Below are 25,949 nucleotides of genomic sequence, written 5' to 3' on the forward strand. Positions count from 1 at the left end.
ACCACGCATCGCGGCCCTCGCAGCGAAGCGCCTAGTCCCGCGCCAGCCCGAACCTCGCCCGCAGCCCCGACCGCTCGTCGGCCGCCACCGCCGCCGCGCCCGCCGTCACCGTCTCGTAGACGGACAGGATGTCCGCGCCCACGGTGGACCAGTCGAAGCGCCGTACGTGCACGCTGCCGCGGGCGCGCAGCCCGGCCCGGTACTCCGGGTCCTCCAGGAGCCGTACCGCGGCCTCGGCCAGCGCGTCCGCGTCCTCGTTGGCGAAGAGTTCGCCCGCCGCCCCCTGGTCGAGGACCTGGGCGAAGGCGTCGAGGTCGGAGGCGAGGACAGGCGCGCCCGCGGACAGGGCTTCCACGAGGATTATCCCGAAGCTCTCGCCGCCCGTGTTGGGCGCGATGTACAGGTCGAGGCTGCGCAGGAAGCGGGCCTTGTCCTCGTCGCTGACCATGCCGAGGAACTCGACGCGGGAGCGCAGCTCGGCGGGGAGCGACTCGACCGCGGCCTCCTCGTCGCCCCGGCCCGCCACCAGGAGCCGGGTCTGCGGCCGGGCGGCGAGGATCTTGGGCAGGGCCTTCATCAGCACCGGGAGACCCTTGCGGGGCTCGTCGATGCGGCCGATGAAGCCGATGGTGTCGCCCTGCCACTCGGGGCGCGGCTCGGCCTTGGCGAAGAAGTCGACGTCGACGCCGTTGGGGATCACGACGGCGTCGCCGCCGAGGTGCTCGACCAGGGTGCGGCGGGCGTACTCGCTGACGGCGATCCGGGCGCTGATCTTCTCCAGGGCCGCCTGGAGGATCGAGTACGCGGCGATCATCGCGCGGGAGCGCGGGTTGGAGGTGTGGAAGGTCGCCACCATCGGACCCTGCGCCGCCCAGCAGGTCAGCAGGCCGAGGGAGGGCGAGGTCGGCTCGTGGATGTGGACCACGTCGAACGCGCCGTCGTGCAGCCAGCGGCGCACCCGCGCGGCGGACAGGAAGCCGAAGTTGAGGCGGGCCACCGAGCCGTTGTACGGCACCGGGACCGCGCGGCCGGCCGAGACGACGTAGGGCGGCAGCGGGGTGTCGTCGTCGGCGGGGGCGAGGACGGAGACGTCGTGGCCCAGGCCGATGAAGTACTCGGCGAGGTCGCGGATGTGGAACTGGACGCCACCCGGGACGTCCCAGGAGTAGGGGCAGACGATGCCGATCCTCACGACGGTCCCTTCGCGGGGTCGAGGTCCGCGAGCCACAACCGCTGCAGCATGTGCCAGTCCTCCGGATGGTCGGCGATCCCGGTGGCGAAGGCATCGGCCAGCGCCTGTGTCATGACAGACGTCTTCGACGCCTTGTCACCTGACTCGGGTACCTCGATCGGGGCGTGCACCCGGCCCTTCATGACGGGGGTGTCGTCGTACCAGAGCGTCACGGGCAGCAGGAGCGCGCCGGTCTGCTGGGCCAGCAGGGCCGGTCCGGCGGGCATCCGCGCGGTGTCGCCGAAGAAACCGACCTCGATGCCGGAGGCGGACAGGTCGCGGTCGGCGACCAGGCAGACCAGGCCGCCGTCGCGCAGCCTGCGGGCCAGGGTGCCGAAGGCGGTGCCGCCGCTGTGCGGGAGGACCTCCATGCCGAGGCCCTCGCGGTAGGCGACGAAACGGTCGTACAGCGTCTCGGGCCTGAGGCGCTCGGCGACCGTGGTGAACGGGGTCTCCAGCTCGGTGGTGACCCAGGCACCGGCCAGGTCCCAGTTGGCCAGGTGCGGCAGCGCGAGGATCACCCCGCGGTCGGAGGCGAGGCCGTCGGTGAGGTGGTGGACGTCCTTGGGGACGAAGCCGGTCCGGATCCGCTCCTCGCTCCAGGACGGCAGCCGGAAGGACTCCATCCAGTAGCGCAGGTACGACCGCATGCCCGCCCGGGAGAGTTCGCGCAGCCGCTCGGGGCTCGCGTCGGGCCGCACGCGCGCGTAGTTCGACTCGAGCCGCTGGACGCCCTTGCCGCGCTGCTTCCAGGCGAGGTCCGCGACGGAGTTGCCGAGGCGCACGGCGACCGGTTCGGGGAGCTTCTTGACGGTGCTCCAGCCGAGACCGTACATGGAGTCGGTGAGCCGGTCGGCGGCGGTCACTGGGAGGCCTCGCTCCCGTGCGAGGCCTTCTCGCGCTCGGCCGCGGCCTCCGCCTCGGCGGACTCCCGGCGGACCGTGACGACCCGCTGGACCAGGGTGACCAGGCTGCCCACGGCGACGATCCACAGGGCGATCGGCAGCAGGATCTGGATGTGCGGGACGCCGAACTTGTGGAAGCCGGCCAGGCCCGCCGCCACCAGCGAGATCACCAGGCGCTCGGCACGCTCCACGAGACCGTTGACGGCCACCGGCAGCCCGATCGACTCGCCGCGCGCCTTGGTGTACGACACCACCTGGCCGCTGGCCAGGCAGAAGATGGCGACCGCGCACAGGACGTTGTCGTTCCCGTTGCCCGCGTACCAGAGGGCGAAGCCGCCGAAGATCGCGCCGTCGGCGACCCGGTCCAGGGTGGAGTCCAGGAAGGCGCCCCAGCGGCTGGTGCGGCCCAGCTGGCGGGCCATGTTGCCGTCCACCAGGTCCGAGAACACGAACAGCGTGATCACGATCGTGCCCCAGAAGAACTCACCCCGGGGGAAGAAGACCAGCGCGCCCGCGACCACTCCGGCCGTGCCGAGGAGCGTGACCGTGTCCGGGCTCACGCCCCGGCGGATGAGAAACGCGGCGAACGGTGTGAGGACACGCGTGAAGAATGCACGCGCGTACTTGTTCAGCATGGCCTTCCCGACGGTCGTTGCGCCGTGCGGCCCCTGCTGGCCACCCCGGCTGGCCCATCGTAGCCACGCGCGCGTGTGTGCGACGGGTGGGCACTCGCAGGAGGGGCCGGCGGCCCGTCGGGAAGGGTCCCGCGGGCACGATCACGTCCTTCGTATGGACGCACCGTGACGGGAGTGGAAAGCTCGAATAACCGCGGGCGTCATCGGAGCCGCCACCGCACGCGGCCCGCCATGCTCGCCCGCGCCCACAGAGACCTCACCGTGCACGGGAGGCAAAACCATGGGCGACAAGGTCAAGGAACACCCCGGAGCCGCCGGCAGGGCAAGGGCGGCCGACCACCCCGCGTCTGTACGGAATGTGGTGCTGGTCGGCCACTCCGGATCGGGCAAGACCACGTTGGTGGAGGCGCTCGCGCTGACCGCGGGAGCGGTGAACCGCGCGGGCCGCGTGGAGGACGGCGGGACCGTCTCGGACTACGACGACATCGAGCACCGGCAGCAGCGCTCCGTACAGCTGTCGCTGGTGCCGGTCGACTGGAACGGAATCAAGATCAACATCCTGGACACCCCGGGATACGCCGACTTCGTCGGTGAGCTGAGGGCCGGTCTGCGCGCGGCGGACGCGGCCCTCTTCGTCGTCTCGGCCTCGGACGGGGTGGACGGCTCGACCCGGATGGTGTGGGAGGAGTGCGCGGCCGTCGGGATGCCCCGGGCGATCGTCGTCACGCACCTGGAGGCCGCCCGCGCGGACTTCCAGGAGATGACCCGGGTGTGCGCCGAGGCGTTCGGCGCCGACGACCCCGACGCCGTGCTCCCCCTCTACCTGCCGCTCTACGGCCCGCAGGGGCCGGACGGGCACGCGCCCGTGACCGGTCTGGTCGGGCTGCTCACCCAGAAGCTGTTCGACTACTCCACCGGGGAGCGCAAGGAGTCCGAGCCGGGCCCCGACCAGCTGCCGGACATCGAGGACGCCCGCAACCGGCTCATCGAGGGGATCATCTCGGAGAGCGAGGACGAGACCCTCATGGACCGCTATCTGGGCGGCGAGCAGATCGACCTCAAGACGCTGATCGAGGACCTGGAGCGGGCCGTGGCCCGCGGGGCCTTCTTCCCCGTCCTGGCCGCCGCCCCGGCCGCCGACGGCGCCCGCCAGGGCCTCGGCACGGTCGAGCTCCTGGAACTGGTCACCGGCGGCTTCCCGACGCCGTTCGAGCACCCCACGCCCGGGGTCACCACCATCGACGGCAAGCCCCGCGAGATCAAGCCGTGCGACACCGGCGGCCCGCTGGTCGCGGAGGTGGTGAAGACCGCCTCCGACCCGTACGTCGGCCGGGTCTCGCTGGTCCGGGTCTTCTCCGGCACCCTGCGGCCCGACGAGACGGTCCACGTCTCCGGGCACGGGCTCGCCGACCGCGGGCACGAGGACCACGACGTCGACGAGAAGATCGGCGCCCTGTCCACGCCGTTCGGCAAACAGCAGCGGCCCGTCACCCACGTCATCGCCGGCGACCTGGCGTGCGTGGCGAAGCTCGGCCGCGCGGAGACCGGGGACACCCTCTCCGGCAAGGACGACCCGCTGCTCATGGAGCCGTGGGAGATGCCCGACCCGCTGCTGCCGCTCGCCATCCAGGCACACAGCAAGGCGGACGAGGACAAGCTCTCGCAAGGCCTCGCCCGCCTGGTCGCCGAGGACCCGACCATGCGGCTCGAACAGAACCAGGACACCCACCAGGTGGTGCTCTGGTGCCTCGGCGAGGCGCACGCGGACGTCGCCCTGGAGCGGCTGCGCAGCCGGTACGGCGTCCAGGTCGACGTCGTACCGCACAAGGTGTCCCTCCGGGAGACGTTCGCCGGGAAGTCCGCCGGGCGCGGCCGGCACGTCAAGCAGTCCGGCGGGCACGGGCAGTTCGCGATCTGCGAGATCGAGGTGGAACCCCTGCCGGGCGGCTCCGGCATCGAGTTCGTCGACAAGGTGGTCGGCGGCGCGGTGCCCCGGCAGTTCATCCCGTCGGTCGAGAAGGGCATCAGGGCCCAGGCCGTCAAGGGGGTCGCCGCCGGCTACGAGCTGGTCGACGTGCGGGTCACCCTGCTCGACGGCAAGGCGCACTCGGTGGACTCCTCCGACGCCGCCTTCCAGACGGCCGGCGCGCTGGCACTGCGGGAGGCCGCGGCGGACGCGAAGATCCATCTGCTTGAGCCGGTGGCCGAGGTGTCCGTGCTGGTCGGCGACGACTACGTGGGCGCGGTGATGAGCGACCTGTCCGGGCGGCGCGGCCGGGTGCTCGGCACCGAGCAGACCAGCGGCGGGCGCACTCTCGTCAAGGCCGAGGTACCGGAGTTCGAGATCGGCCGCTACGCGGTCGACCTGCGCTCCCTGTCGCACGGCACGGCGCGTTTCAGCCGCTCCTACGCCCGGCACGAGCCGATGCCGCCGCAGATCGCCGAGAAGATTCGCGAACAGGCCAAAGAAGCCTCCTGATTGGTGTCAACGGGAGCGTTCGGCGGGCGGCTTCGGCCGTCCGCCGACGCTTGTCGGTGGCTGGGGATACTCTGAGTACTTGATCAACAGGTGTGCGGAGTACGGAAGTCGGGAAGGCCGCAGAAGCGGGACGGCGGCAAGTGGGGGCGGGAATGAGCTTCGAGGACTTCTTCGGGCCACAGGTGCCCAGGCCGGGCGGTGAGGCGCAGGCACCGACCTATGCCCTGGCCTCGGCGGCCTACCGGGACACGCCGATGGAGGAGATCAAGAAGGCCGACAACGAGTGGCACAAGTCCGAGGTCAAGGAGGGCCGCAAGTGGGCCAGGATATTCCGGCCCAACTTCGGTGAGGCGTACTCCCAGGCGGTCATCGACCGCATGCTGGGCGTCGGACGCAAACCCCTCATCCAGTCCTTCGGCAGCGAACCCCAGATGGTCGTCGAGCACTGCCTCGCGGCCAACCGCATCCGCCGGGAACGCGACACGCGGCTCACCGCCGTCATGTTCCTGTTCGGCCTGCTCTTCCTGCCCGGACTGCTGGTCTGGCTGGGCGTCTTCCAGCTCCGGGCCACCATGCTGAAGGCCGACAACAAGCGGGTCTCCGGGTTCGGCAGCGCCCTGCTGGCCGCCGTCGGCGTCCTCGCGGTCGTCTTCCTGATCCGGATGCCCCTCACCGGCTTCTGGGGCTGGTACGCGCGCGGCTGCATCGTGCTCCCCGTCGTCGGCTGGTACCTGGCCAAGCGGTTGTGCGAGCGCACCGCGAGGGACCTGCGCGAGGCCTGGGACGGCCTGCTCTCCGGCGGCAGCGTCGGCGCCAAGGTCCCCGAGGCCGTGCCGACCAGCCCCGACCATGCCGCCGCGGAGCAGCTGCGCCAGTCCCTGGCCCAGCTCAGCGCCGAGCAGCAGTCCAACTCGGTCTTCTACGCCGGCCCCAAGGGCATACTCGGCATGGGCACCCGCTGGGGCTCCTGGCACCTCGCCGAGGAGCTGGTCCCGCTCGATCCGGTCAAGGGCATCCACGAGTTCCGCGCCTGGACGGTCGTCCGGGAGATCGAGAAGGAGCTGAGCGTGCTGCACCGGCAGCACCTGAAGACCGGCGGGTTCCCGGCACCGCAGGTCAAGCACTGGATCGTCACCCATGTCGGAGAGGGCGCCTCGGCGGTGTCCAGGCCCGAGGGAACCGACTACCAGGTGGGCCCCGCCGACGTGGAGCGGATCTGCAACAACAACCACTTCGACAAGGGCGAACGGCACTACCTGGGCGTGCAGTGGCCGCACCTGTGGGACGGCGGCCTGATCATCACGATGATGGCGACCGTGACCGTGCTGAAGGAGACCCTGCGGATCGAGGTCACCGGACACGCCCTCGGTCCGGTCAACGGCCTGTTCAGCGGCAAGCCCGAGGCCCCCACCAAGACGGTCGCCAAGACCGTCCGGTTCTGGGAGACCCGGACCGTCAAACTGCCCCTGGTCACCCCGGACGAGGTGGTACGGCTCGCCGCTCGGGCGGCGATCAGCTGGTATCCGCCGCTGCTGAAGTGGCTCGGCGGTTCCATAGGCCTGCCCGAGCCGTTCGGCCTCCGGCACGCCTGGGCCGACCAGCCCTGGAAGCACCGCTTCATGGCCGACGACGCGCTGCGCGCGGCCACGCCGGTGCTCCGGGCGGTGCACCGGGCCGCGTTCACCGTGCTCAAGGATCACGACGTCAACATGGACAAGTTCAACGCACGGGCGGGAGCGCTCAGCGGGTCGGTCCAGGAGGCGTCACCGAAGAAGGCCGACACCTACGACGCGTGAGGGCAGGCCGACCGGCCCCTCCCCGTGCCGTGCCGTGCCGTGCCGTGCCGTGGGGAGGGGAGCCACACGGTCTACACCGTCGGCCAGGCCTCGGCCAGCATCTTCCGGGTGTCCGCCAGCAGCTGCGGCAGCACCCGCGTGTGGCCCACCACCGGCATGAAGTTCGTGTCGCCGCCCCAGCGCGGGACGATGTGCTGGTGCAGGTGGGCCGCGATGCCGGCGCCCGCCACCGTGCCCTGGTTCATACCGATGTTGAAGCCGTGGGCGCCGGACGCCGTGCGCAGCGCGGTCATCGCCTGCTTGGTCAGCTCGGCCAGTTCGACCGTCTCCGGTCCGGTCAGGTCCGTGTAGTCGGCGACATGGCGGTAGGGGACGGTCATCAGGTGGCCGCCGTTGTACGGGTAGAGGTTGAGCACCGCGTAGACGTGCTCACCGCGCCGGACGATCAGCCCGTCCTCGTCGGACTTGGCCGGGATCGAGCAGAAGGGACAGCCGTCGTCGGCCCCCGGACCGGTCGGCTTGTTCTCGCCCTGGATGTAGGCCATCCGGTGGGGCGTCCACAGGCGCTGGAACGCGTCCTGCGTCCCCACTCCGATCTGCTGCTCCGGCTCACTCGTCATGCTACGCAGCATATGGCTTCGCCCGTTCGCGGCGTGTCGCCGGGGCCGCGGGAAAGGCCCCGGCGGCGAAGCTGGGCGGATGGACGACGACAGCCGGCTGAACCGCTGGGACCGCGGGACCGACCTGACGCTCGGTATCGCGTCGCTGGTCTTCCTCGGCTCGTACGCGGTGCACGTGCTGGAGCCGAACCTGCCGGAGGCCGCGCACGCCGTCTTCCTCGCGCTGATGTACACGGCCTGGGCGATGTTCGCCGTCGACTACGCGGTGCGCTGGCGGCTCAGCGGCGAGGGACCGCGGTTCGTACGGCGGCACTGGCTGGACACGGTCGTCCTGGTGCTGCCGCTGCTACGGCCGGTGCGGGTCGTACGGACGTACGAGTCGATGCAGCGCCGGCACGGGGAGCCCCGGCTCGCGTTGCACGCGCGCGTGGCAGCCTACTCGGCGCTGTCGATCTCACTGCTGGGCTTCTCCGGTGCCCTCGCCGTCTACCAGGCCGAACGCTCGGCCCCGAACGCGAACATCCGCACCTTCGGCGACTCCCTCTGGTGGACCTGCTCGACCCTCTCCACGGTCGGTTACGGCGACTACGTCCCGGTGACCACCCTGGGCCGGTTCATCGCGGCGGGGCTGATGGCCTGCGGTCTGGCGCTGCTGGGCACCGTCACGGGGTCCTTCTCTTCCTGGATGCTGCAGCGGTTCTCGCTGAGCGAGGACGAGAGAAGGCCCCCGGAGAACTGATCTCCGGGGGCCCCTGACGGAGGCGGATCAGACCTGGGTCCGCTCCGCGACCACCTTCACGATCTTGGCGATGGCCTCGTCGAACGGGATGCCGTTCTCCTGGGAGCCGTCGCGGTAGCGGAAGGAGACCGAGCCGGCCGCCATGTCCTCGTCGCCCGCGATGACCATGAAGGGCACCTTCTGCTTCTGGGCGTTGCGGATTTTCTTCTGCATGCGGTCCGAGGACGCGTCCACCTCGACCCGCAGCCCCTGCTTCTTCGCCTCGGCGGCGAACTTCTGCAGGTACTCGACGTGCCCGTCGCCGATCGGGATGCCCACCGCCTGGACCGGCGCCAGCCATGCCGGGAAGGCGCCCGCGTAGTGCTCCAGGAGCACCGCGAAGAACCGCTCGATGGAGCCGAACAGGGCGCGGTGGATCATCACCGGGCGCTGCTTGGAGCCGTCGGCGGCGGTGTACTCCAGGTCGAAGCGCTCGGGCAGGTTGAAGTCGAGCTGGACGGTCGACATCTGCCAGGTGCGGCCGATGGCGTCCTTGGTCTGCACGGAGATCTTCGGGCCGTAGAAGGCGGCGCCGCCCGGGTCGGGGACGAGCGGGAGGCCCTGCTTCTCGGCGACCGCGCGGAGCGTTTCGGTCGCCTCCTCCCAGACCTCGTCGGAGCCGACGAACTTCTCCGGGTCCTTGGTGGACAGCTCCAGGTAGAAGTCGGTGAGGCCGTAGTCGCGCAGCAGGTTCAGGACGAAGGTGAGCGTCTTGTCGAGCTCCTCCGCCATCTGCTCCTTGGTGCAGTAGATGTGCGCGTCGTCCTGGGTGAAGCCACGGGCCCGGGTCAGGCCGTGCACGACACCCGACTTCTCGTACCGGTACACGGTCCCGAACTCGAAGAGGCGCAGGGGCAGTTCACGGTAGGAACGGCCGCGCGCGTCGAAGATCAGGTTGTGCATCGGGCAGTTCATGGGCTTGAGGTAGTAGTCCACGCCCTCGTCGAGCTGCATGGGCGGGTACATGCCGTCGGCGTACCAGTCCAGGTGCCCGGAGGTCTCGAAGAGCTTCCCCTTCGTGGCGTGCGGGGTGTAGACGAACTCGTAGCCCTCCTCCTCGTGCCGGCGGCGCGAGTAGTCCTCCATCACCCGGCGGACGACGCCGCCCTTGGGGTGGAAGACGGCGAGGCCGGAGCCGATCTGCTCCGGGATGGAGAACAGGTCCAGCTCGCTGCCCAGCTTGCGGTGGTCGCGCTTCTCGGCCTCGGCGAGGAAGTCCAGGTACTCCTTCAGCTCGTCCTTGGACGGCCAGGCGGTGCCGTAGATGCGCTGGAGCATCGGGTTCTTCTCGCTGCCGCGCCAGTAGGCGGCCGCGTTGCGCATCAGCTTGAACGCCGGGATCAGGCGGGTGGAGGGCAGGTGGGGACCGCGGCAGAGGTCCTTCCAGCACAGCTCGCCGGTCTTGGCGTCCAGGTTGTCGTAGATCGTCAGCTCACCGGCGCCGACCTCGACGTCCGCGCCGTCGTCGCTGGACGCGGAGCCCTTGAGGCCGATCAGCTCCAGCTTGTACGGCTCGTCCGCCAGCTCCTCGCGGGCCGCCTCGTCGGTCACCACGCGGCGGGAGAACTTCTGCCCCCGCTTCTGGATCTCCTGCATCTTCTTCTCGATGGCCTTGAGGTCATCGGGGTGGAACGGCTTCTCGACGTCGAAGTCGTAGTAGAAACCGTCCTTGACGGGCGGGCCGATGCCCAGCTTGGCCTCGGGGAACAGCTCCTGCACGGCCTGGGCCATGACGTGCGCGGTGGAGTGGCGCAGGATGTTGAGGCCGTCCTCGGAGGAGATCTCGACGCCCTCGACGGTCTCGCCGTCCTTCACCTCGTACGCGAGGTCCTTGAGCTCACCGGCCACCCGGGCGGCGATGATCGAGCGCTCGCCGGCGAAGAGCTCGGCGGCCGTAGTGCCCGTCGTCACCACGCGCTCTTCCCGCTCGGAATCGCGTTGGATGATCACACGGACGTCTGACACCGGTCTCTCCTGACTGAAGGTGGATGCGGCGCCATACCAGGAGCGCGCGCAATAGGGGATCGTACCGACCCCGACCCTCCGTCCGCGAAACGGTTACCGACAGTCCCCGCTCAGTCGCAGTCGTCTCCGGTGCACGCCTCCTCGAAGAAGTCGAGGTTCTCCTGGAGCGACTTCATCAGCCGGTCCCGCTCGGCCTCGTCCACCTGGACCGGCACGACCCCGAAGGCGCCGGACAGCCGCCGGAAGCCGCCCCGGCTCTCCAGCCGCCCGTGCACCCGCACCGGGAGCCCGACCAGGTGCGCCTGCCCGGCGATCCGGTAGTCCTCCTCGTCGAGGGTGACCCGCACGTACGGCACCTCGGCCCCGGCGATCACCCGGAGCCGTACCGCGCCCTCGCCACGCGGCTCGGAGCGGCGCATGCGGACGACGGTGCCGGTGACCCGGACCGCGACCGAGGGTTCGTCGCGCAGATAGCGGGCGCCCGCCTCGCGCAGCACGGGCAGGTCGCCGGGCGAGAACTCGATGGGCTCGGGGGTGGCCGCGCAGTCGTCGGGGACGCCGGCGCCCGGCGCCCACTCCACGGAGACGCGGGCGCCCTCCGTGCCGCGTACGAGCGTGACGAGGGCGTCGGTCAGCTCCCGGCTCACGCCCGCCTCGACGGCTCCGTCGAAGGCGTCCATGCCGCCGGTGGCCCGCTGGTAGTCGATGGCCTCGCGGGCGGCGTACAGGGCCTGGTGGAGGCGTACGGCGAGGGGCCGTCCGGTGCCGACGGGCACGAAGGCGGCCAGGCCGCGTCCGCCGTCCGCCGAGCCGACGAGGACGGACTCCAGCATGGCGGCGGCCGCACGCTTGTGCCGGGCGCCGTAGTAACCGGCACGCGCGCGGGTGGCGAGCGCGCCGGCCAGCAGGGTCTGCCGGGCGGCGGTGCGCAGCTGCTCCTCGACCGTCCAGGACGCGGCGTCCGCCGGCCCGCTGGGCACGTCCCGCCACCAGCGGATCTCGTCGCTGGGCACGGCGAGCCCGACCAGCACCTCGCGGGCGGCCGGCGTGCCGCTGCGCACCAGAGCCGTCAGTGCCTCCCCGAGCAGGTCGTCGCTGTCCGGGAAGGCACGGCTCTCGGGTACGAGCAGGCTGGTGCCGGTGCTGCCCGGCCCGGGTGGGGTCCAGCGGCCGTAGCGCCCCGGCGCTCCCCCGCGCCGCTGCCAGCCGTGCCGGCGCAGCAGGGCGCCGAGCACGGCCGGGTCGACCTCGGCGGGCTCGGGGGGACGGCTCCAGTGGGTCCCGTGGAGATCGTCGGGATGCGGCCGGACCTCCCGCAGCTGCTCCTCGTACGGACGGTGCCTCATGGTCTGCCTCCCGTCCCGACCCGCGTCATGATCTCGCAGAGCGCCCGGTCGTCGAAGATGCGCGAGGTCGGAACCCGCACGGTGGTCCGGTGCCGGCCGGTGATCGGGTGCCCTGCCAGGTTGACCCAGTAGCAGCAGTGGCGCAGATCGAGCCGGTCGTGGCTGGCGCGCAGCCAGTCGTCCTGGGAGCGCGGTACCAGCATCACCACCAGGATCTTGTGCACCGACACCGGTGTGCGGGCGAGCTTGCGCAGGTGGTCGTTGTCCAGCGTGAAGGAGAAGAAACGTCCCGGCGGGTTGGGCGCGATCTGGTAGGTGCACTTGAGCTGCACCTTTATCGTCACCTCGTCGTCGACGGTGTGCCCCGGCGAGCCGTGACTGACGTGCCAGTCGATGCCGTTGTCCGGGAAGGGCTGCGACAGCGAGCAGCCGGCCGCCGCCGCGACGGCATGCAGATAGCCCACCTGCAGTGTCTCCATGCAGGCGGTGGTCGCGAGTGTGCCGCGATGGGGGCCCGTACGTTCGGGCAGCAGCCCGCCCCGTTCGGGCTGCGCTATCGCCATGACCAACAGCCTTCCCAGCCAAAGAGTTTCCCCGTGGCGGGCCGCTGAACTGCAAAGACCCGCACTCCTGTTGTGTCCTTCCGGCGTACGTCGCAAACGGCCCGGGTATCACCAAACGGGCAGAAGACGGAACGTCACCTGCCGTGGGTGAACGAGGAGTTGTATGGGCATGACGTGCTGGTACGAGGGGCCCCTGGCCGCCTTCGACACGGAGACCACGGGCGTTGACGTCGAGACCGACCGGATCGTGTCGGCCGCCGTCGTCGTCCAGGACGCCCCGGGCACCCGGCCCCGGGTGACCCGCTGGCTGGTCAACCCGGGTGTGCCGGTGCCGGAGGCGGCGACGGCGGTGCACGGGCTGACGGACGAACACCTGCAGCGCAACGGCCGTTGGCCGGCGCCGGTGATGCACGAGATAGCCGAGGAACTGGCCGAGCACGCGGCGATGCACCGCCCGCTGGTGGTGATGAACGCGCCGTTCGATCTGACGCTTCTGGACCGGGAGTTGCGCCGGCACCGGGCGTCCGCACTGGACCGCTGGTTCGAGGCGAGCCCCCTGCTCGTCCTCGACCCCCGGGTCCTGGACAAGCATCTGGACCGCTACCGCAAGGGCCGCCGGACCCTGACCGACCTGTGCGCGCACTACGAGGTCACCCTCGAAGGCGCGCACGACGCGGGCGCGGACGCGCTCGCGTCCCTGGAGCTCGTACGGGCGCTGGGCCGCCGTTTCGCGGCCCGCCTGGAGCGCCTGACCCCGGCCGAGCTGCACACCCTGCAGACGACCTGGCACGCGGCGCAGGCGCGGGGCCTGCAGGCGTGGTTCACCCGCAGCGGCACACCGGAGACGGTGAACACGTACTGGCCGCTGCGGCCGGACCTGCCGACGGCGGCGTGACGGGCGGGGCGCCGGTGCCGGTGCCCCGCCCCGACGCCACCAGGTGCCGGCGCAGCAGCGCCTGCGCCGTGCTTTCCGCGTCCGTGAAACCGGCGCGTCCCGCGTCGGTGAGGGTGACCTCGACCGTCCTGCGGTCGCCGGCCCGGCGGTCGCGTTCGATCAGGCCGGCCGCCTGCAGTCCCTTCAGGACGAAGGACATCCGGTTGCCCGATTCCCTGAGGAGTGCCGTCAGCCGGGCCACGGGCACGGGCACGGGCCCCTCCCCGGACCGGCCCTCGGCTTCGGCTTCGGCTTCTGCTTCTGCTTCTGCTTCTGCGAGGGCGCCGAGGACGAGGTAGTCGTGGAGCGACAGGCCGTGCCGGGCCCGCAGCTCGCCGTGCAGGAGCCCCAGGGTCCGCAGGACGGGCGGAGGCTGCCGGGTGGTGTCCGACGGATCACGGTCGATCATCTTCGTTCCCCAGAGGTCGGTGCTCCGGCCGCGGACGCGCGACCGGACAGTCACAACCGGATCCCGCACGACGCCGATCGCGCGCCGGGCGGACAGCAGGCCCTCGGATCAGGACACGGTCTCCTTCCACACACGCCGCCGATGTCCCGATGTGAGGCACATGTGGCCCGAGGGGCCGTCCGTCTCGGCGCTCCCGCCTTCTGGCGTCGACAGCCCGACGCGGTCGGACGGTCGCCGGGTCGCGCCGGGATCCGACGACTGCACACAGGGAAGAAGGCGTTCCACGCCATGACGCCGCCGTCAGAAACCGCTCCAGCGGCGGTGCACGGGCTGGACTTCGGACTCGACCAATGGGTCGTGGACGAACAGCGGCAGCGCTACCTGCACGACCCGGACCCGGTCGACGAGACGTGGCGGGACTTCTTCGCAGCCCCGCCGTCTCCGGCCGTACCGGTCCCCCGGGCCGTTCCGGAGGGCCGCGCCGGTGCCGAGGCGGCGGTCGGGGCCGTCCGGGTCGCGGCCCTCGTCCACGCGTACCGGGTGCGTGGCCACCTCATGGCCACGGTGGCCCGGCGCACCGGCTTCGGCTCGCCGGAGTCGCTGCGCCGGGCCTTCGCACGCAACCTGGACATCACGCCGGGGGCCTACCGGGCGCGCTTCGGCAGCGCCGACACCGCCGACGCCACCGGCTGCGAACCGGTCGGCTGACCGTCAGGAGCTCGTGATGGTCCGTCCCGGCATCGGCTCCGCGAGCGCCGCCCGCCATGCCGGTGTGCCGAAGGAACCCCCGAAGTACTGGGTCTCGTGCACCACCTGCCCGTCGGCGAATTCCATGATGCTCACCGAGTACGACGGCACTCCGTCGTAGGTGATGACGCACTCGCTGACCCACAGCTGCGCGTGGCCGGTGATCCGCCGGACGGTGAAGTGCCGGTCGGCCGGGTGCCCGCCGCGTTGCGCCGCGATGGTGTCGCGCCCGCGGAAACGCTCACCGGACTGCGGGTAGTCGAGGATCGCGTCCGCGGCGTAGACGGCGTGCTCGGCTTCGACGTCCCCGCGTTCCGATGCCCGCCAGTGCTCCTCGATCGCGGCCCTGGTCCGGGACTCAGCATCCATGGCACCGCCCTTCCGTGGCGGTGCCAGCCTAGGCACGCTCGCCGCGGCCGGCCGAGGGGCAGGCGGGCGCCGGCCGCCGAGTCCACCGTTCGGCCGGATCCCGAGCAGCAAAAAGGCCGGTCCGCAATAGCGGACCGGCCTTCCCGGTGGTGGGCGATACTGGGTTCGAACCAGTGACCTCTTCGGTGTGAACGAAGCGCTCTCCCACTGAGCTAATCGCCCGGGAACGCAGTGAACGATACAGGTACCGGCGGGTGTCGTTCAAACCGCTTGGAGGTGCCTGAGCAGTCCGCGCCGTCCGGCGCTCATCATCAGCCGGTGGTTGAGCCGGAAGAACGGCCGCCCCAGCAGGGCGAGTCGCCGCAGCAGCGGCTTGTGGACGTCGACGACCTGGTCGTAGCGGGCGAGGGTGCCGGTGCCGTCGGCCGTGATCGTCCAGCGCGCCCAGCCCTCGATGTCGCCGGTCATCGAGATCTCCAGCACGCCGGCCTCGGGCTCGCGCCGCGCCTCGCGTGCGGTGAACGTGAGGTCGTACGGGAGGAACGACCGGATGGTGAGGACGGCGACGGAGTCGTCCAGCCGGTTCACCGAACGCACCTGGGGCCACCACCGCGGGTACTCCTCCACCTCCCGCAGCGCCTCGTACGCGGTGGCGAGCGGTACCGGGAGGGGCCACAGGCTGCGGAAGCGGTAGTGGTTCCAGTCCATGCCCGCAGTCTGTCGCAGACCGTGGAACTGAGTACGCGTACTCATGCCCGTACGAAGTGACCTGGACCACACTCACCGGTACGAGCGCCGCCGCCCGTGCGACGGCGCTCCCCCACCCCCGCTACGAGGGCATCTTGTCGCCGAGCAGGGCCAGGTTCTCGATCGCGGCGAGCCCGTACAGCGCGGTGTCGTTGGAGGACACCCAGCTCGCCTCGCTGCCCGCGACGAGCGTGACCGGGCCGGGGAGCGGCTCGGTCCTCCACGGCGAGGACTCGGTGTAGCCGTCCGAGCTGTAGAACTTCGTCCACGCGCGCTGGGCGAGCGTCGCGTCGCCGGTCTGTACGGCGGCGTACGCGTCGAGGCGCGAGTGGCCCTGGAACAGCAGCAGGGTGCCGAAGTTGGAGCCGTAGCGTGCCGCCTGTTCCGTCTTGGTGGCGTTGAAGTAGCGGCAGTAGTCGAAGTACGCCTCGTTGAACTTCGGCATGTCGATCAGGTAGATGAGTTCGGCGCAGAGTTCGTTGAGGCCGAAGACGGCCGAGAGGTGGGAGACGGAGACCACCGGGGTGGTGGCGGTCGCGAACCTGCCGGTGTCGAGGTCGTAGAGGCCGCTGCCCTGGACGAAGCCGTTGGGCTGGGCGGCGATGCCCTCCATGGTCGACAGGACGCGGGCCTTGGCCTTCTCCCACTTGGGGCCCTTGCGCTCCCACTCGGTCAGCCAGGCCGAGACCAGGCCGCTCCAGTCGGTGCCGAAGCCGATGGAGAGGGCGTGCCGGTCGGGGGTGTAGGGGTCGGTGCGGACCTTGCGCTGCGGGTCCAGGACGAGGAAGGTCTCGTCGGAGTCGACGTTGGCGGCCATGAGGTCGCCGACGCGTTCGTCGGCGGTGAGGAAGTAGTAGAAGCGCCGGTAGGTGGTGTTGGAGATGCGCTGCTGCTTGGCGCTGTCCGCGTAGTGCTGGATGCCGTGCCGGGTGCCGAGCCCGGCCCACTGACCGATGTGGTAGACGTCCACCTCGCCGGTGTGCCGGGTGAGCGCCTCGGCGAACCGGAAGATGTCCGAGCGGCCGCTTCTCAGGTAGGCGTACCAGAGCCACAGGTCGGGCGAGAGCTCGGAGTTGTCCCAGGCGTAGCCGCCGACGTCGTACCGCCACTGGTGGCGCACGGTGTCGTAGGTGTGCATGAAGTCGCCGTAGTCCCAGAAGCCGTACCAACGGCGTTGCTCCACCTGGTCCTTGTAGTAGGCGAAGAGGAAGTCGAGGTGGTCCTCGATCTTCGCCTTGGCGGCGGTGGAGCGGTCGGGCTCGGAGAACAGGCCGGGACCGAAGACCTTGGCCTTGATCAACTGCTTGGGCGGGGCCGTGAGTTGCGGGAGCACCCGGACCGCGTCGACCTGGTCGGCCAGCGCCTGGGGTGTCGGTGTCGTCTCGTTGGCCCAGAACAACAGCTCCGAGGTGCGGGCGATGCCGTAGGGGGTGCCGAACTCCGGCTCGTAGTCCTCGTAGGTGATGTTGAGGCCTTCGAGTTGTTCGGCGTAGGTGTCCTGGCCCATGCCGTCGTGGTAGAAGCGCAGGTCCATCGGCTGGGCCTCGGGCGACCAGAGCCAGAGGGTGACCTCGGCTTCGTCGGTGTGGGCGTCGCGGATGTCGAGCTGGGCCGGGAACTTCTCCCAGAAGTCCCGGAGACCGAAGGAGAATCCGCCGCTCGCCCCGCCCACGTATCCGAAACCGGAGGCCCGTCTGCCGCCGCCGGCCGCGATCCAGCCGTACCCCTTCTTGGTGCGCTTGCGGAGCGTGAAGCCGTCCGCGGAGAGCTGGGCGAGGGTGTAGTCGCCCCAGTGCGGGATGTACTGGAGGCGGGTGGTGACGCGCTGGTCCCAGGTGGCCGGGTCGGGCAGCTTCTCCCCCGCGTACTGGGCCGCCTGCACGGCCGCGCCCGGGTCGCGGCGCAGGCCGGTGATGCCCTGGACGGCTTCCCGCAGCAGGCCTATTCCCTCACCTCCGATCCGGATGTGCCGGTCGTACGCCTCGTCGCGCATCGGCACGCTGAAGCGGACCCCGAGCCCGCGGATGAAGTCACCGCTCGCCTTGCCCGGCTCCTGGGTGCCGTCGTAGGTGATCGTGTGGACCATCCGGAAGGAGTCCGCGCCCGCGTAGAAGTAGAGACGGATCGAGAACGGCAGCCAACTGCGGCTTCCCTTGCGGTGCTTGCCGTCGACGCGGACCACGGCCCGGACCGGGCCCTCCTGTTCGACCGTGACGGAGTCGATCGCCCCGTCGAAGCGCTCGGTCTTGACCGTGCTCTGGTCCTCGTCCTCGATCTCGGGCTGGCGGATGAGGACGAGCCGTCCGTTCCTGGCGATCTCCGTCGACCCCCGGGTGACGGACTTGACGATCGTCGAGCCGTTCTTGCCGATCTTCACGGCGATCACTCCGGTCGACACGTCGATCGTGCCACCGTGCTGGTCGACGGTGATCTGCCGGGCGGGGGCGGCCGGTTCGCCCGCCGCGAGGGTGAGCCTGCCGTTGCCGGAACTCACCGCGTGGGCGGTCCACTTGAGGGAGCCGTCGGGCCAGTAGGCGATCGGCCAGGACTGGACGGGCACGTCCTTGCCGTCCTCGTCGGTCAGCGCGAAGGCCTGGTCCTCCTGGAACGCGCCCAACGGCCAGGGCACGCCCACGGTCGAACCGGGCGCGGCGCCGAGGCCGCCGTCCTCCAGCCAGTCCAGGGTCACCGGGTCCGCGGCGGCGGTCTCGGCTTCGGGCGCGGCCTGCGCGTCCTTCGCACCCAGCGCCCAGCTGAACTGGGCGGCGGCGCCGGCGACGGCGGCCGCCTTGAGGAGGGACCTGCGGGGGATGGGAGACATGTTTCCGCCTTTCCTTTCCGTGCGAGTGCAAGGTGGTCAGGGGCATGACAGATGGAGGTACGGCGCCGGTGGCGCCGCCCTTGGCATGGGACACCGCCGGTCAGCGGCGCCGGTGGCGCTCCTCCACGGCGACGGCCGCCGCGGCGACGGCGCCCAGCACGGGGACCGCCAGCGGCGCGATGAGCAGGGCGGAACAGACCACGAGGACCGCTCCCGCGACGAGCAGGAAGGATCCGCCGGGGTCCCGGACGGTCCGGCGGCCGGCCGCCGCGAGCAGGGTGCGCCAGCGGTCACCGGGGGCCCAGACCGCCGCCGCGCGCAGCCCCGCGACCGCGAGGCCGATCACCGCGAACAGCCCCACGGCCCCGACGAGCGGCCCGCCGGGCAGCCCGGCGCGCACGGCCTGGACGTCCACCCAGGCGGCGGCGACCGCAGCCCAGCCGGCGAGCCCGACGAGCCGGCCACCGGGCAGGGCGGCCCGGAAGTCGCTCACGAACTCCCGCCAGCCACCCTTCACCTGAGCGGTACGGCGGCGCAGGTGCCGGGCGCCGGCGGCGAAGGCGGCCGGATAGGTGACGATCCCCAGGGAGGCGACGGCGATCCAGACCCCGGTGAGCAGACATTCGGCGAAGACGCCGAACCTCTCCGCGAAGACGGACGGCCTTGCGCGCACGTCGGCCACGACGTCATCAGCCCTTCAGTCCGGAGGTCGCCATTCCGTCGATCAGATAGCGCTGGAAGGCGAGGAAGAACAGCAGCACGGGCAGCAGCGCGACGAGGGACATGGCGATCATCCCGCCGTAGTTGGCGGCCACGCCGTCGGAGTCGCGGAACATCATCAGGCCCAGGGAGACCGTGTACTTGCCCGGCTCGTTGAGATAGATCAACGGGCCCATGAAGTCGTTCCAGGCGTTGATGAAGGTGAAGATCGCACTGGTGATGAGGGCGGGCCGGCACAGCGGCAGCACGATCGACCAGTAGATCCGGAAGTGCCCGCAGCCGTCGAGCCGGGCGGCCTCGTCGAGTTCCCGGGGCAGGTTCCGCATGAACTGCACCATCAGGAAGACGAAGAAGGCCTCGGTGGCGAGGTACTTGCCGATCAGCAGCGGGGTGTAGCTGTTGATCCAGCCCAGCTTCTGGAACATCACGTACTGCGGGATCAGCAGCACATGGTACGGCAGCAGCAGGGTGCCGATCATCAGGGAGAAGAGCAGGTTGCGGCCTGCGAAGCGGATGCGGGCGAAGGCGTACGCGGTGAGTGAGCAGGAGATCAGGACGCCGACGACGGCGCCGACGGCGTAGAAGAGGGAGTTCTGGAAGAAGGTCCAGATGCTGATGTCCGCTATGCCGTCGGCGAGGCCCTTGAAGTTGGACAGGATCGGGTGGGCCGGGAACAGCTGGAGGCTGTTGATGACGTCCTTGCTGGGTTTGAAGGACGCTCCGATCACCCAGACCACCGGGTAGAGGATGACCGCGAGGATCAGCAGGGCGCCGAGATGCCAGGCGAGGGATCCGGCGCGCTTGCGGCCCACCGTGTCCGTGACCTTGGTGGAGATCGTGCTCATCGGGCACCCTCCTCGTAGTACACCCACTTCTTCTGGGACCAGAAGAGGACGGCCGTCACCAGCGCCACCGCCAGCAGCAGCATCCAGGCCATCGCGGAGGCGAAGCCCATCTGGGCGTTCTTGAAGCCCTGCTGGTACAGGTAACAGGTGTAGACGAGCGTGGCGTCGGCGGGGCCGCAGGCCGTGTTGGAGACGACATACGCCGAGGCGAAGATCTGGAAGGAGTGGATGGTCTCCAGGAGCACGTTGAAGAACAGCACCGGGGAGATCATCGGCAGCGTGATGTTCCAGAACTTCCGGAAGGGTCCCGCGCCGTCCATCTCCGCGGCCTCGTACAGTTCCTTCGGTACCTGCTTCAGACCCGCCAGGAAGATCACCATGGGCGCGCCGAACTGCCAGACGGTCAGTGCGACCAGGCAGTACAGCACCCAGTCGGCGTTGCCGACCCAGCCGCCGACGTGCCAGCCGAAGAAGGACTGGGTACGGTCCACGACCGCACCGTCGGAGAAGAGCGAGCGCCAGACGAAGCCGATCGAGACGCTCGCGCCGATGAGCGAGGGGGCGTAGAAGGCGGCCCGGTAGAAGGCCTGGCCCCGTCGGCTCTGCGCGAGGAGCAGCGCCACCCCGAGGGCCAGCAGCAGCTTCAGCGGGGTGCCGATGACGACGTACTTCGCCGTCACCTCCACCGACTTCTGCCAGCGGGGGTCGTCGAACATCTTGGTGAAGTTGTCGAACCCGACCCACTTCGGGGTGTTGAAGAGGTTGTAGTCGGTGAACGCGAAATAGAGCGAGGCGACCATGGGGCCGGCGGTCAGCAGCAGGAAGCCCGCGATCCACGGCGACATGAACAGGTAGCCGGCGAGGTTCTCGCGCCGGCGGGCCGGCCGCCCCGCGGTGGCGGAGGCGGCCGAACGCGTCTTGCGGGCGGTGGGCAGCGAGTCCTTGACGAGCGTCACGGCACGCCCCGTCAGGCCTGGAAGGCCGCCTCGGACTCGGTGAAGAACTGCTTCACCGCGTCCGCGACCTTCGTCTTGCCCTGTCCGAGGTCGCCGCCGATGCGCAGGAAGGCGGCCTCGATGGTGTCGGCACCGGAGGGGTGCGGGGTGATGGTGCCGAGGACGCCGGCCTTGGCGGTGTCGTCCTCGTACTGCGCGATCTCCTTGTTCACCTCGTCGGTGGGCTTGAACGCCGCGTATTGCTCGGTGCTCGCCAGGATGCCGCGGTCGTAGCCCATGATCTTGCCGACCTCGGGGTCGTGGACCATGAAGTCGATGAACTGCGCGACCTCCTTCGGGTGGGCCGTGCGGGAGGAGGCGCTCAGCATCAGGGAGGCGAGGTACTGGCCGGTGTGCTTGCCGTCCATGGTCGGGATCGGGGCGAGGCCGTAGGTGCTGCTGCCCTCGGAGGAGTAGCGGACGGTGAAGTTGTCCCAGGTGAACTCCGAGGCGCCGTGGCCGGCGGAGAGGGAGGACTTGGGCTGGTCCTGCGCCACGACCTTCGGGTCGGTGACGATGCCCGCCTTGACGCGGTTGTAGCCGTCGGTCCACCACTCCGTCAGGTCGGCCTTGTCGAAGCCGAGTCCGTCCGCGGTGTAGAAGGCCTTGCCGTTCTGGCGGAGGTAGAGGTCGTACAGGTACATGATCGCGAAGTAGCCGGTGTCCCCGGGGACCTTCGTCCTGTCGTGGATGGTCTTCAGGGCCTTGAAGTAGTCGTCCCACGTCCAGCCCGCGTGCGGCTCGACCCCGGCCTTCCCGAAGACCTTCTTGTCGATGACCAGCGCCATAGTGTTGGAGCCGACGGGGATTCCGAGCTGCTTTCCGTCGACCTCGCCGACCTTGGTCACCCCGGCCCGGAAGTGATCCAGGCTCAGATTTCCTGCCTGAACCTGTGACTTGAGGTCGAGGAGAATTCCTCGCTTGTCGTACTTCCGGAGAAAGGTGACGGCATTTTGGAAAACGTCCGGGGGATTTCCGCCCGCCGCCTGGGTCTGGAACTTCTCCCAGAACGATGCATACGTCTGGAAGTCGGTCTTGACCTTGATCTTCGGGTACTTCTTCTCGAAGAGCGCGATGGTCTTGTTGATCTTCTGTGCGCGTTCCTCGGCACCCCACCACGAGTAACGGATCGTCACCGTTCCGTCTCCCGACCCACTGCCGCCGCCACACCCGGCCGTCGCGGCCAGCCCGAGCGCGGCTGCCGAGGCCCCGGCCGCCTTCAGGATGGTGCGCCTCTCCACATTCCTGCTGGTTCCCATAGTCGGGCCCCTCCCCGCAGCGTCGCCGACGCCTGCATGAATCGTTTCAAGTAAGCGCTTGCTGGCACAAGTTACGGAGGGGCTGGTGAGGCGTCAATGATTCGCACAGGAATTTCTTACGGGCGGGGCCGACGGGGCGCGCCGGGGCGGCGAGACCGCGGCGGGCGGAAGGCGGGGAACGTCGCAGGTGAGGGGCGCACGGTCGGGGGGTCGAACGTGAAGTGGCCCACGGGAGGCGGCGGTTACGGGTTGGCTTCGGTGAGTGGGAGGGAGGGGCGGCGGGAGGCGGGCGGGTGGCTCCGACGGGCGCCTCCGGGGGGCGCCTCCGGGTTGGCGAGGGCCGGCGGAGGGGTTGGGGGTGGGGGTGGGCTGAGGCGGGTAGTGGTCGGAGGTCTAGGCCGACGCTGCGAGTGTTCGTCCGCAGACGCAGCGACTGTTCGTCTGCATGCGTGGCCCGGGCCCCCAAGGCTCCGGTGCTGCGCCGACGAGCCACGTCGGTGCCCAGCCCGCTGGAACCGTGCCTGAAAGGCGACGACCGCAGGCCGCTCGCCGCCCGGCGGGGGCATTGCCCCCCTTCGCGCGCCGCCCGCCCCTACACGGCCCTCGCCGCCGCAGCGCCGCCCCGGGCCCCGGAACGACCGCGGCCCACCTGCTCTCTCGCAGGTGGGCCGTGGTTCCGGGTGGGCGATACTGGGTTCGAACCAGTGACCTCTTCGGTGTGAACGAAGCGCTCTCCCACTGAGCTAATCGCCCGGGCGCAGGAAGAACATTACCCCATGTCAGGGGGTGCCCCCGACCAGTCGCCGGGGCCTGTGGCCGACGGCCGGATCACTCCTCGATCCTCCAGGGCATCACGATCCCGAACCTGGACAGGTAGACCCCCGCCCCGGCGGCGACGACCACCAGGCCGATCGTCGTGAGCGTGATGTTGCGGCGGCGCACCTTGGGGTCGAGGGCCTTGTGGGCCGCCTCCGTGACCTTGCGCTTGGTCCAGCGCAGCACCAGCTGGGCCCAGACGAACTCGGTGGCCCAGATCGCCATGCCGGCGAAGATGATCACCCAGCCGGGTCCGGGCAGCGGCAGCAGGACGATGCCCACGGCCACCACCGCCAGGCCGATCGCGAAGACCCCGACCTGCCAGCTCAGGTGCAGCACGCGGCGCGCCCTGACGAACTCGGGCGCCCGCGATCCGAGCCCCCGCTCGTCGCGTCCCCGGTCCACCGCCGTCCCGTCCACCACACTCGCGTCCGAGGCCACGGGAGCCTCGCCCGTTTCGTTACTCCCCGTATTCATACGACCAAACCCTACCTGAGCGATTCCGGTCACCGGAATGGTCGTAGATCACGTCCGGACTCTCGGCCGGAAGAGTTACGTAAACACACGCAAAACACTCAGAGGGGTTTACAACGGCACCGTAGGTGGCATGTCGATTTCGCCGACGTGCGAATCCCCGAGCGCACACTGAGCGAAAGGCCCTGGCGCTTATGAACACCACGGTCAGCTGCGAGCTGCACCTGCGCCTCGTTGTGTCGAGCGAGTCCTCCCTGCCTGTCCCCGCAGGCCTGCGGTACGACACGGCCGACCCCTACGCCGTGCACGCCACCTTCCACACCGGAGCCGAGGAGACCGTCGAGTGGGTGTTCGCCCGCGACCTCCTCGCCGAGGGGCTGCACCGCCCCACCGGCACCGGCGACGTCCGCGTCTGGCCGTCCCGCAGTCACGGTCAGGGCGTCGTGTGCATCGCCCTGAGCTCTCCGGAAGGGGAGGCCCTGCTGGAAGCCCCGGCGCGGGCTCTGGAGTCCTTCCTGAAGCGAACGGACGCCGCCGTGCCCCCGGGCACGGAACACCGCCACTTCGATCTCGATCAGGAGCTCTCGCACATCCTGGCAGAGAGCTGAGGGCACGCCCCCTACAAGCCGCCCGGCGCCGTCCACTCGGGGAGACGGCTCGGGCCTAGACAACCGCATACGGCAGCACCGGCGCCGCCACCGTGTTGGGTCACGGGGCGGCGCCGGTGTGTCCGCGTGCCCGTGGAACCGCCGGGGGGCGGTGCGCGTTGTACCGGACAGTCACGAGTGGGACCGGGCACGGTGCGGGGCCGCCGTATGTCGCTACCATCGGCCACCATCGGCGGGCGCCCGCCCGACCCTCAGGCCAGGGAGCGAAACGTGCTGATCACCCACGACACCCGGTGTTCTCTCGACGCCGTGGTGGATCTGGTGAACACCGTGCCGGAGGACGACGCGGCGGCGGACGGACTGCCCGATGTCGCGGCCCTCCAGGATTTCGTACGAAACCACGACATCAGCGATGTGGGCATGCTGTCGGAGTTCGATCTGTCGGCGGTGCGCAAGATCCGTGGCAGGTTCGCGGGCATCTTCGCCGCTCCGGACGCCCGGGCCGCTGCCGGGATGATCAACGAGCTGGTCGCGGCCGCGGGCACCACGCCCCGGCTCACGGACCACGACGGCTACGACTGGCATGTGCACTACTTCGCGCCCGGCGCCTCGGTGGCCGACCACCTCGCCGCCGACTGCGGGATGGCGCTCGCGTTCTTCGTCGTCGCCGGGGAGCAGGAGCGGCTGCGGCGCTGCGAGGCTCCGGACTGCCGGCGCGCCTTCGTGGACCTCTCCCGCAACCGTTCGCGCCGCTACTGCGACAGCCGGACCTGCGGAAACCGCCTGCATGTCGCCGCGTACCGGGCACGCCGCAAGGAGGCGGCGGGCTGATCCCCCCGACGCCGGGGCGCCTGCAGCAGGGGGCCGACGGGCGGGCTCCGGAAGACCGAGGCCCGGAGAGCGTGGTCCGGAGAGCGTGGTCCGGAGAGCGAGATCCGAGGACCTTGGATCGGCGGCCGTGGATCGGTCGCGGCCAGGTGCGTCGATGCCGACGCCGGTCCCGGCGGGTGGCGCCGGGACGGGCGGGTACGGCTCACAGCCACAGCAGGTCGTGCAGCGCAGCCATGAGGAGCAGACACCCGATCACCGCTAGGAAGATCATCAGCGGTGGCTGGGAAAGGGCGAAGAGGCACCCGCGGGGCTCGTCCTTCGGCGGCGCGGCCTCGCTCTGTTTCGTGTCCAGCATCTCGCGGCGATGATGTCCCAGCGGGCACCCGCCGCGCGATCAACACGCCCGGAATGGGCGGGAGTTCGCCGAATTCCGCGATGTCCGTTTCGCTTCCGCTCGTCCTCTGAGCACTTCCGCGCGCGCCGCGTACGCACTGTGTCGTTTCAATGCCTCATGCGATTGTCATATGCATGCGCCCGCAACACGGCTGAACTGCGCCCCGGTCGCCGCGGCGCGGCGGCGACCGGGGTGTGTCATATCCCGTGCTTCTTGAGGATGGCCTCGATGTCGCTGAAGTCGTCACCCGAGCCGGTGCTGCGGGGCGCCGCCGCAGGCCTGGCCGCCGGGCGGGTGGCCGGGCTCAGGGACGGTGCCGAGGCGGCAGGGGCGACGGCGTCGCGCTCTGCGTCCCGGGAGGCCGCCTTGCGCTCGGCGCGGGTGCCCCGGGTGCCGCCGCGCCGGCGCTCCACGGCGCGGGTGGTGGCGAACAGGGCCCAGGCCGCGCCGAGCACGCCGAAGCCCGCCCAGGCGGTGGGGCTGAAGGCGGTGTCGGCGAGCCAGCCGACCACGCCGGTCATCACCAGGCCGATGGGGACGAGGGAGTAGGCGGCGGTGCGGGCCGCCGCCAGGTACCGCTTGCGGTAGGCGGTGACCACGGCGATGCCCAGGCCTGCCGCGGACACGGCGGAACAGACTGTCTCGGCGATCATCCGGTCCTC

At 70.4% G+C, this 25,949-nt stretch carries 25 protein-coding genes and 2 tRNA genes; 7 read left to right on the forward strand and 20 right to left on the reverse strand.

The genetic code is table 11. From position 1 onward, the window contains the following. Positions 1–31: 31 nt before the first annotated feature. From ACFY6U_RS45450 to pgsA, 3 genes are read right to left on the reverse strand one after another with little or no spacing between them, the layout of a single operon-like run. Complete coding sequence (locus tag ACFY6U_RS45450) at positions 32–1,192, reverse strand: glycosyltransferase family 4 protein (protein WP_390048052.1); 1,161 nt, start codon at positions 1,190–1,192, stop codon at positions 32–34. Continuing rightward, positions 1,189–2,097, reverse strand: a complete 909-nt coding sequence (locus ACFY6U_RS45455; protein ID WP_390048054.1) for a phosphatidylinositol mannoside acyltransferase — start codon at positions 2,095–2,097, stop codon at positions 1,189–1,191. Before ACFY6U_RS45455 ends, ACFY6U_RS45450 begins: the two co-directional genes overlap by 4 nt. Beyond that, positions 2,094–2,771, reverse strand: coding sequence for a phosphatidylinositol phosphate synthase (gene pgsA / locus ACFY6U_RS45460; protein WP_390048056.1), 678 nt, complete (start codon positions 2,769–2,771; stop codon positions 2,094–2,096). Before pgsA ends, ACFY6U_RS45455 begins: the two co-directional genes overlap by 4 nt. A gap of 280 nt (positions 2,772–3,051) precedes the next feature. Here pgsA and ACFY6U_RS45465 point away from each other — a divergent pair, with 280 nt between their 5' ends. Further along, on the forward strand, positions 3,052–5,250 hold the full coding sequence (locus tag ACFY6U_RS45465; RefSeq protein ID WP_390048058.1) for an elongation factor G-like protein EF-G2: 2,199 nt from the start codon (positions 3,052–3,054) through the stop codon (positions 5,248–5,250). A 152-nt stretch (positions 5,251–5,402) separates the two neighbouring features. After that, positions 5,403–7,046, forward strand: coding sequence for a hypothetical protein (locus ACFY6U_RS45470; protein ID WP_390048060.1), 1,644 nt, complete (start codon positions 5,403–5,405; stop codon positions 7,044–7,046). 71 nt (positions 7,047–7,117) lie between these two features. Here the strand turns inward: ACFY6U_RS45470 and ACFY6U_RS45475 are convergent, their stop codons facing one another. Further along, positions 7,118–7,678, reverse strand: coding sequence for an HIT family protein (locus tag ACFY6U_RS45475; protein ID WP_390048062.1), 561 nt, complete (start codon positions 7,676–7,678; stop codon positions 7,118–7,120). 67 nt (positions 7,679–7,745) lie between these two features. On the opposite strand from ACFY6U_RS45475, the gene ACFY6U_RS45480 reads away from it, so the two are divergent. Beyond that, positions 7,746–8,405, forward strand: a complete 660-nt coding sequence (locus tag ACFY6U_RS45480; protein WP_390048064.1) for a potassium channel family protein — start codon at positions 7,746–7,748, stop codon at positions 8,403–8,405. A 27-nt stretch (positions 8,406–8,432) separates the two neighbouring features. Here ACFY6U_RS45480 and thrS read toward each other — a convergent pair whose 3' ends face one another. The 3 genes from thrS to ACFY6U_RS45495 all read right to left on the reverse strand — a co-directional run bounded on the left by thrS (position 8,433) and on the right by ACFY6U_RS45495 (position 12,318). After that, positions 8,433–10,409, reverse strand: a complete 1,977-nt coding sequence (gene thrS / locus ACFY6U_RS45485; protein ID WP_351487680.1) for a threonine--tRNA ligase — start codon at positions 10,407–10,409, stop codon at positions 8,433–8,435. A 110-nt stretch (positions 10,410–10,519) separates the two neighbouring features. Beyond that, the gene (locus tag ACFY6U_RS45490; RefSeq protein WP_390048066.1) at positions 10,520–11,755 is read right to left on the reverse strand and encodes a hypothetical protein; all 1,236 of its coding nucleotides are present in this window, start codon (positions 11,753–11,755) and stop codon (positions 10,520–10,522) included. Then, positions 11,752–12,318, reverse strand: a complete 567-nt coding sequence (locus ACFY6U_RS45495; RefSeq protein WP_093505297.1) for a DUF4365 domain-containing protein — start codon at positions 12,316–12,318, stop codon at positions 11,752–11,754. The genes ACFY6U_RS45490 and ACFY6U_RS45495 overlap by 4 nt, the downstream gene beginning before the upstream one ends. Before the next feature lie 169 nt (positions 12,319–12,487). On the opposite strand from ACFY6U_RS45495, the gene ACFY6U_RS45500 reads away from it, so the two are divergent. Next, on the forward strand, positions 12,488–13,213 hold the full coding sequence (locus tag ACFY6U_RS45500; protein ID WP_351487675.1) for a 3'-5' exonuclease: 726 nt from the start codon (positions 12,488–12,490) through the stop codon (positions 13,211–13,213). Here ACFY6U_RS45500 and ACFY6U_RS45505 read toward each other — a convergent pair. Beyond that, positions 13,140–13,661 carry a MarR family winged helix-turn-helix transcriptional regulator gene (locus ACFY6U_RS45505; RefSeq protein ID WP_390048069.1) on the reverse strand — a complete coding sequence of 174 codons (522 nt, stop codon included), beginning with the start codon at positions 13,659–13,661 and terminating at the stop codon, positions 13,140–13,142. The two genes, ACFY6U_RS45500 and ACFY6U_RS45505, sit on opposite strands and share 74 nt — an antisense overlap. Before the next feature lie 288 nt (positions 13,662–13,949). Between ACFY6U_RS45505 and ACFY6U_RS45510 the strand changes: the two genes are divergently transcribed. Beyond that, positions 13,950–14,369 carry a hypothetical protein gene (locus tag ACFY6U_RS45510; RefSeq protein WP_390048071.1) on the forward strand — a complete coding sequence of 140 codons (420 nt, stop codon included), beginning with the start codon at positions 13,950–13,952 and terminating at the stop codon, positions 14,367–14,369. A gap of 3 nt (positions 14,370–14,372) precedes the next feature. Here ACFY6U_RS45510 and ACFY6U_RS45515 read toward each other — a convergent pair whose 3' ends face one another. The 10 genes from ACFY6U_RS45515 to ACFY6U_RS45560 all read right to left on the reverse strand — a co-directional run bounded on the left by ACFY6U_RS45515 (position 14,373) and on the right by ACFY6U_RS45560 (position 23,457). Then, complete coding sequence (locus tag ACFY6U_RS45515) at positions 14,373–14,777, reverse strand: nuclear transport factor 2 family protein (RefSeq protein ID WP_390048073.1); 405 nt, start codon at positions 14,775–14,777, stop codon at positions 14,373–14,375. 147 nt (positions 14,778–14,924) lie between these two features. Beyond that, a tRNA-Val gene (locus ACFY6U_RS45520) sits at positions 14,925–14,999 on the reverse strand. Between the two features lie 39 nt (positions 15,000–15,038). Next, positions 15,039–15,485, reverse strand: a complete 447-nt coding sequence (locus ACFY6U_RS45525; protein WP_390048075.1) for an SRPBCC family protein — start codon at positions 15,483–15,485, stop codon at positions 15,039–15,041. A 121-nt stretch (positions 15,486–15,606) separates the two neighbouring features. After that, positions 15,607–18,345, reverse strand: coding sequence for a Tat pathway signal sequence domain protein (locus ACFY6U_RS45530; protein ID WP_390048077.1), 2,739 nt, complete (start codon positions 18,343–18,345; stop codon positions 15,607–15,609). A gap of 100 nt (positions 18,346–18,445) precedes the next feature. Next, a complete protein-coding gene (locus tag ACFY6U_RS45535) occupies positions 18,446–19,018 on the reverse strand; it encodes a hypothetical protein (RefSeq protein WP_351487843.1) in 573 nt (190 codons plus the stop codon). A gap of 16 nt (positions 19,019–19,034) precedes the next feature. Then, the gene (locus tag ACFY6U_RS45540) at positions 19,035–19,910 is read right to left on the reverse strand and encodes a carbohydrate ABC transporter permease (RefSeq protein WP_390048079.1); all 876 of its coding nucleotides are present in this window, start codon (positions 19,908–19,910) and stop codon (positions 19,035–19,037) included. Continuing rightward, a complete protein-coding gene (locus ACFY6U_RS45545) occupies positions 19,907–20,866 on the reverse strand; it encodes a carbohydrate ABC transporter permease (protein ID WP_390048081.1) in 960 nt (319 codons plus the stop codon). The genes ACFY6U_RS45540 and ACFY6U_RS45545 overlap by 4 nt, the downstream gene beginning before the upstream one ends. Positions 20,867–20,877: 11 nt before the next feature. Continuing rightward, positions 20,878–22,164, reverse strand: coding sequence for an extracellular solute-binding protein (locus tag ACFY6U_RS45550; RefSeq protein ID WP_390048083.1), 1,287 nt, complete (start codon positions 22,162–22,164; stop codon positions 20,878–20,880). A gap of 681 nt (positions 22,165–22,845) precedes the next feature. Beyond that, positions 22,846–22,917 (reverse strand) — tRNA-Val (locus ACFY6U_RS45555). A gap of 75 nt (positions 22,918–22,992) precedes the next feature. Next, positions 22,993–23,457 carry a TIGR02611 family protein gene (locus tag ACFY6U_RS45560; RefSeq protein ID WP_390048085.1) on the reverse strand — a complete coding sequence of 155 codons (465 nt, stop codon included), beginning with the start codon at positions 23,455–23,457 and terminating at the stop codon, positions 22,993–22,995. 191 nt (positions 23,458–23,648) lie between these two features. On the opposite strand from ACFY6U_RS45560, the gene ACFY6U_RS45565 reads away from it, so the two are divergent. Next, positions 23,649–24,062: an SsgA family sporulation/cell division regulator gene (locus ACFY6U_RS45565; RefSeq protein WP_004002642.1), complete on the forward strand. Its 414-nt coding sequence runs from the start codon at positions 23,649–23,651 to the stop codon at positions 24,060–24,062. Positions 24,063–24,332: 270 nt separating this feature from the next. Then, positions 24,333–24,893: a CGNR zinc finger domain-containing protein gene (locus ACFY6U_RS45570; RefSeq protein ID WP_351487642.1), complete on the forward strand. Its 561-nt coding sequence runs from the start codon at positions 24,333–24,335 to the stop codon at positions 24,891–24,893. 202 nt (positions 24,894–25,095) lie between these two features. Here ACFY6U_RS45570 and ACFY6U_RS45575 read toward each other — a convergent pair whose 3' ends face one another. Then, entirely contained in the window at positions 25,096–25,248 is a 153-nt protein-coding gene (locus tag ACFY6U_RS45575) for a hypothetical protein (RefSeq protein ID WP_167450005.1), read from the reverse strand. Positions 25,249–25,484: 236 nt separating this feature from the next. After that, positions 25,485–25,940: a hypothetical protein gene (locus ACFY6U_RS45580; RefSeq protein ID WP_390048088.1), complete on the reverse strand. Its 456-nt coding sequence runs from the start codon at positions 25,938–25,940 to the stop codon at positions 25,485–25,487. Positions 25,941–25,949 lie beyond the last annotated feature (9 nt).

It is taken from the genome of Streptomyces sp. NPDC013157, from assembly GCF_042899865.1.
In the GTDB taxonomy this organism is placed as follows: Bacteria; Actinomycetota; Actinomycetes; order Streptomycetales; family Streptomycetaceae; genus Streptomyces.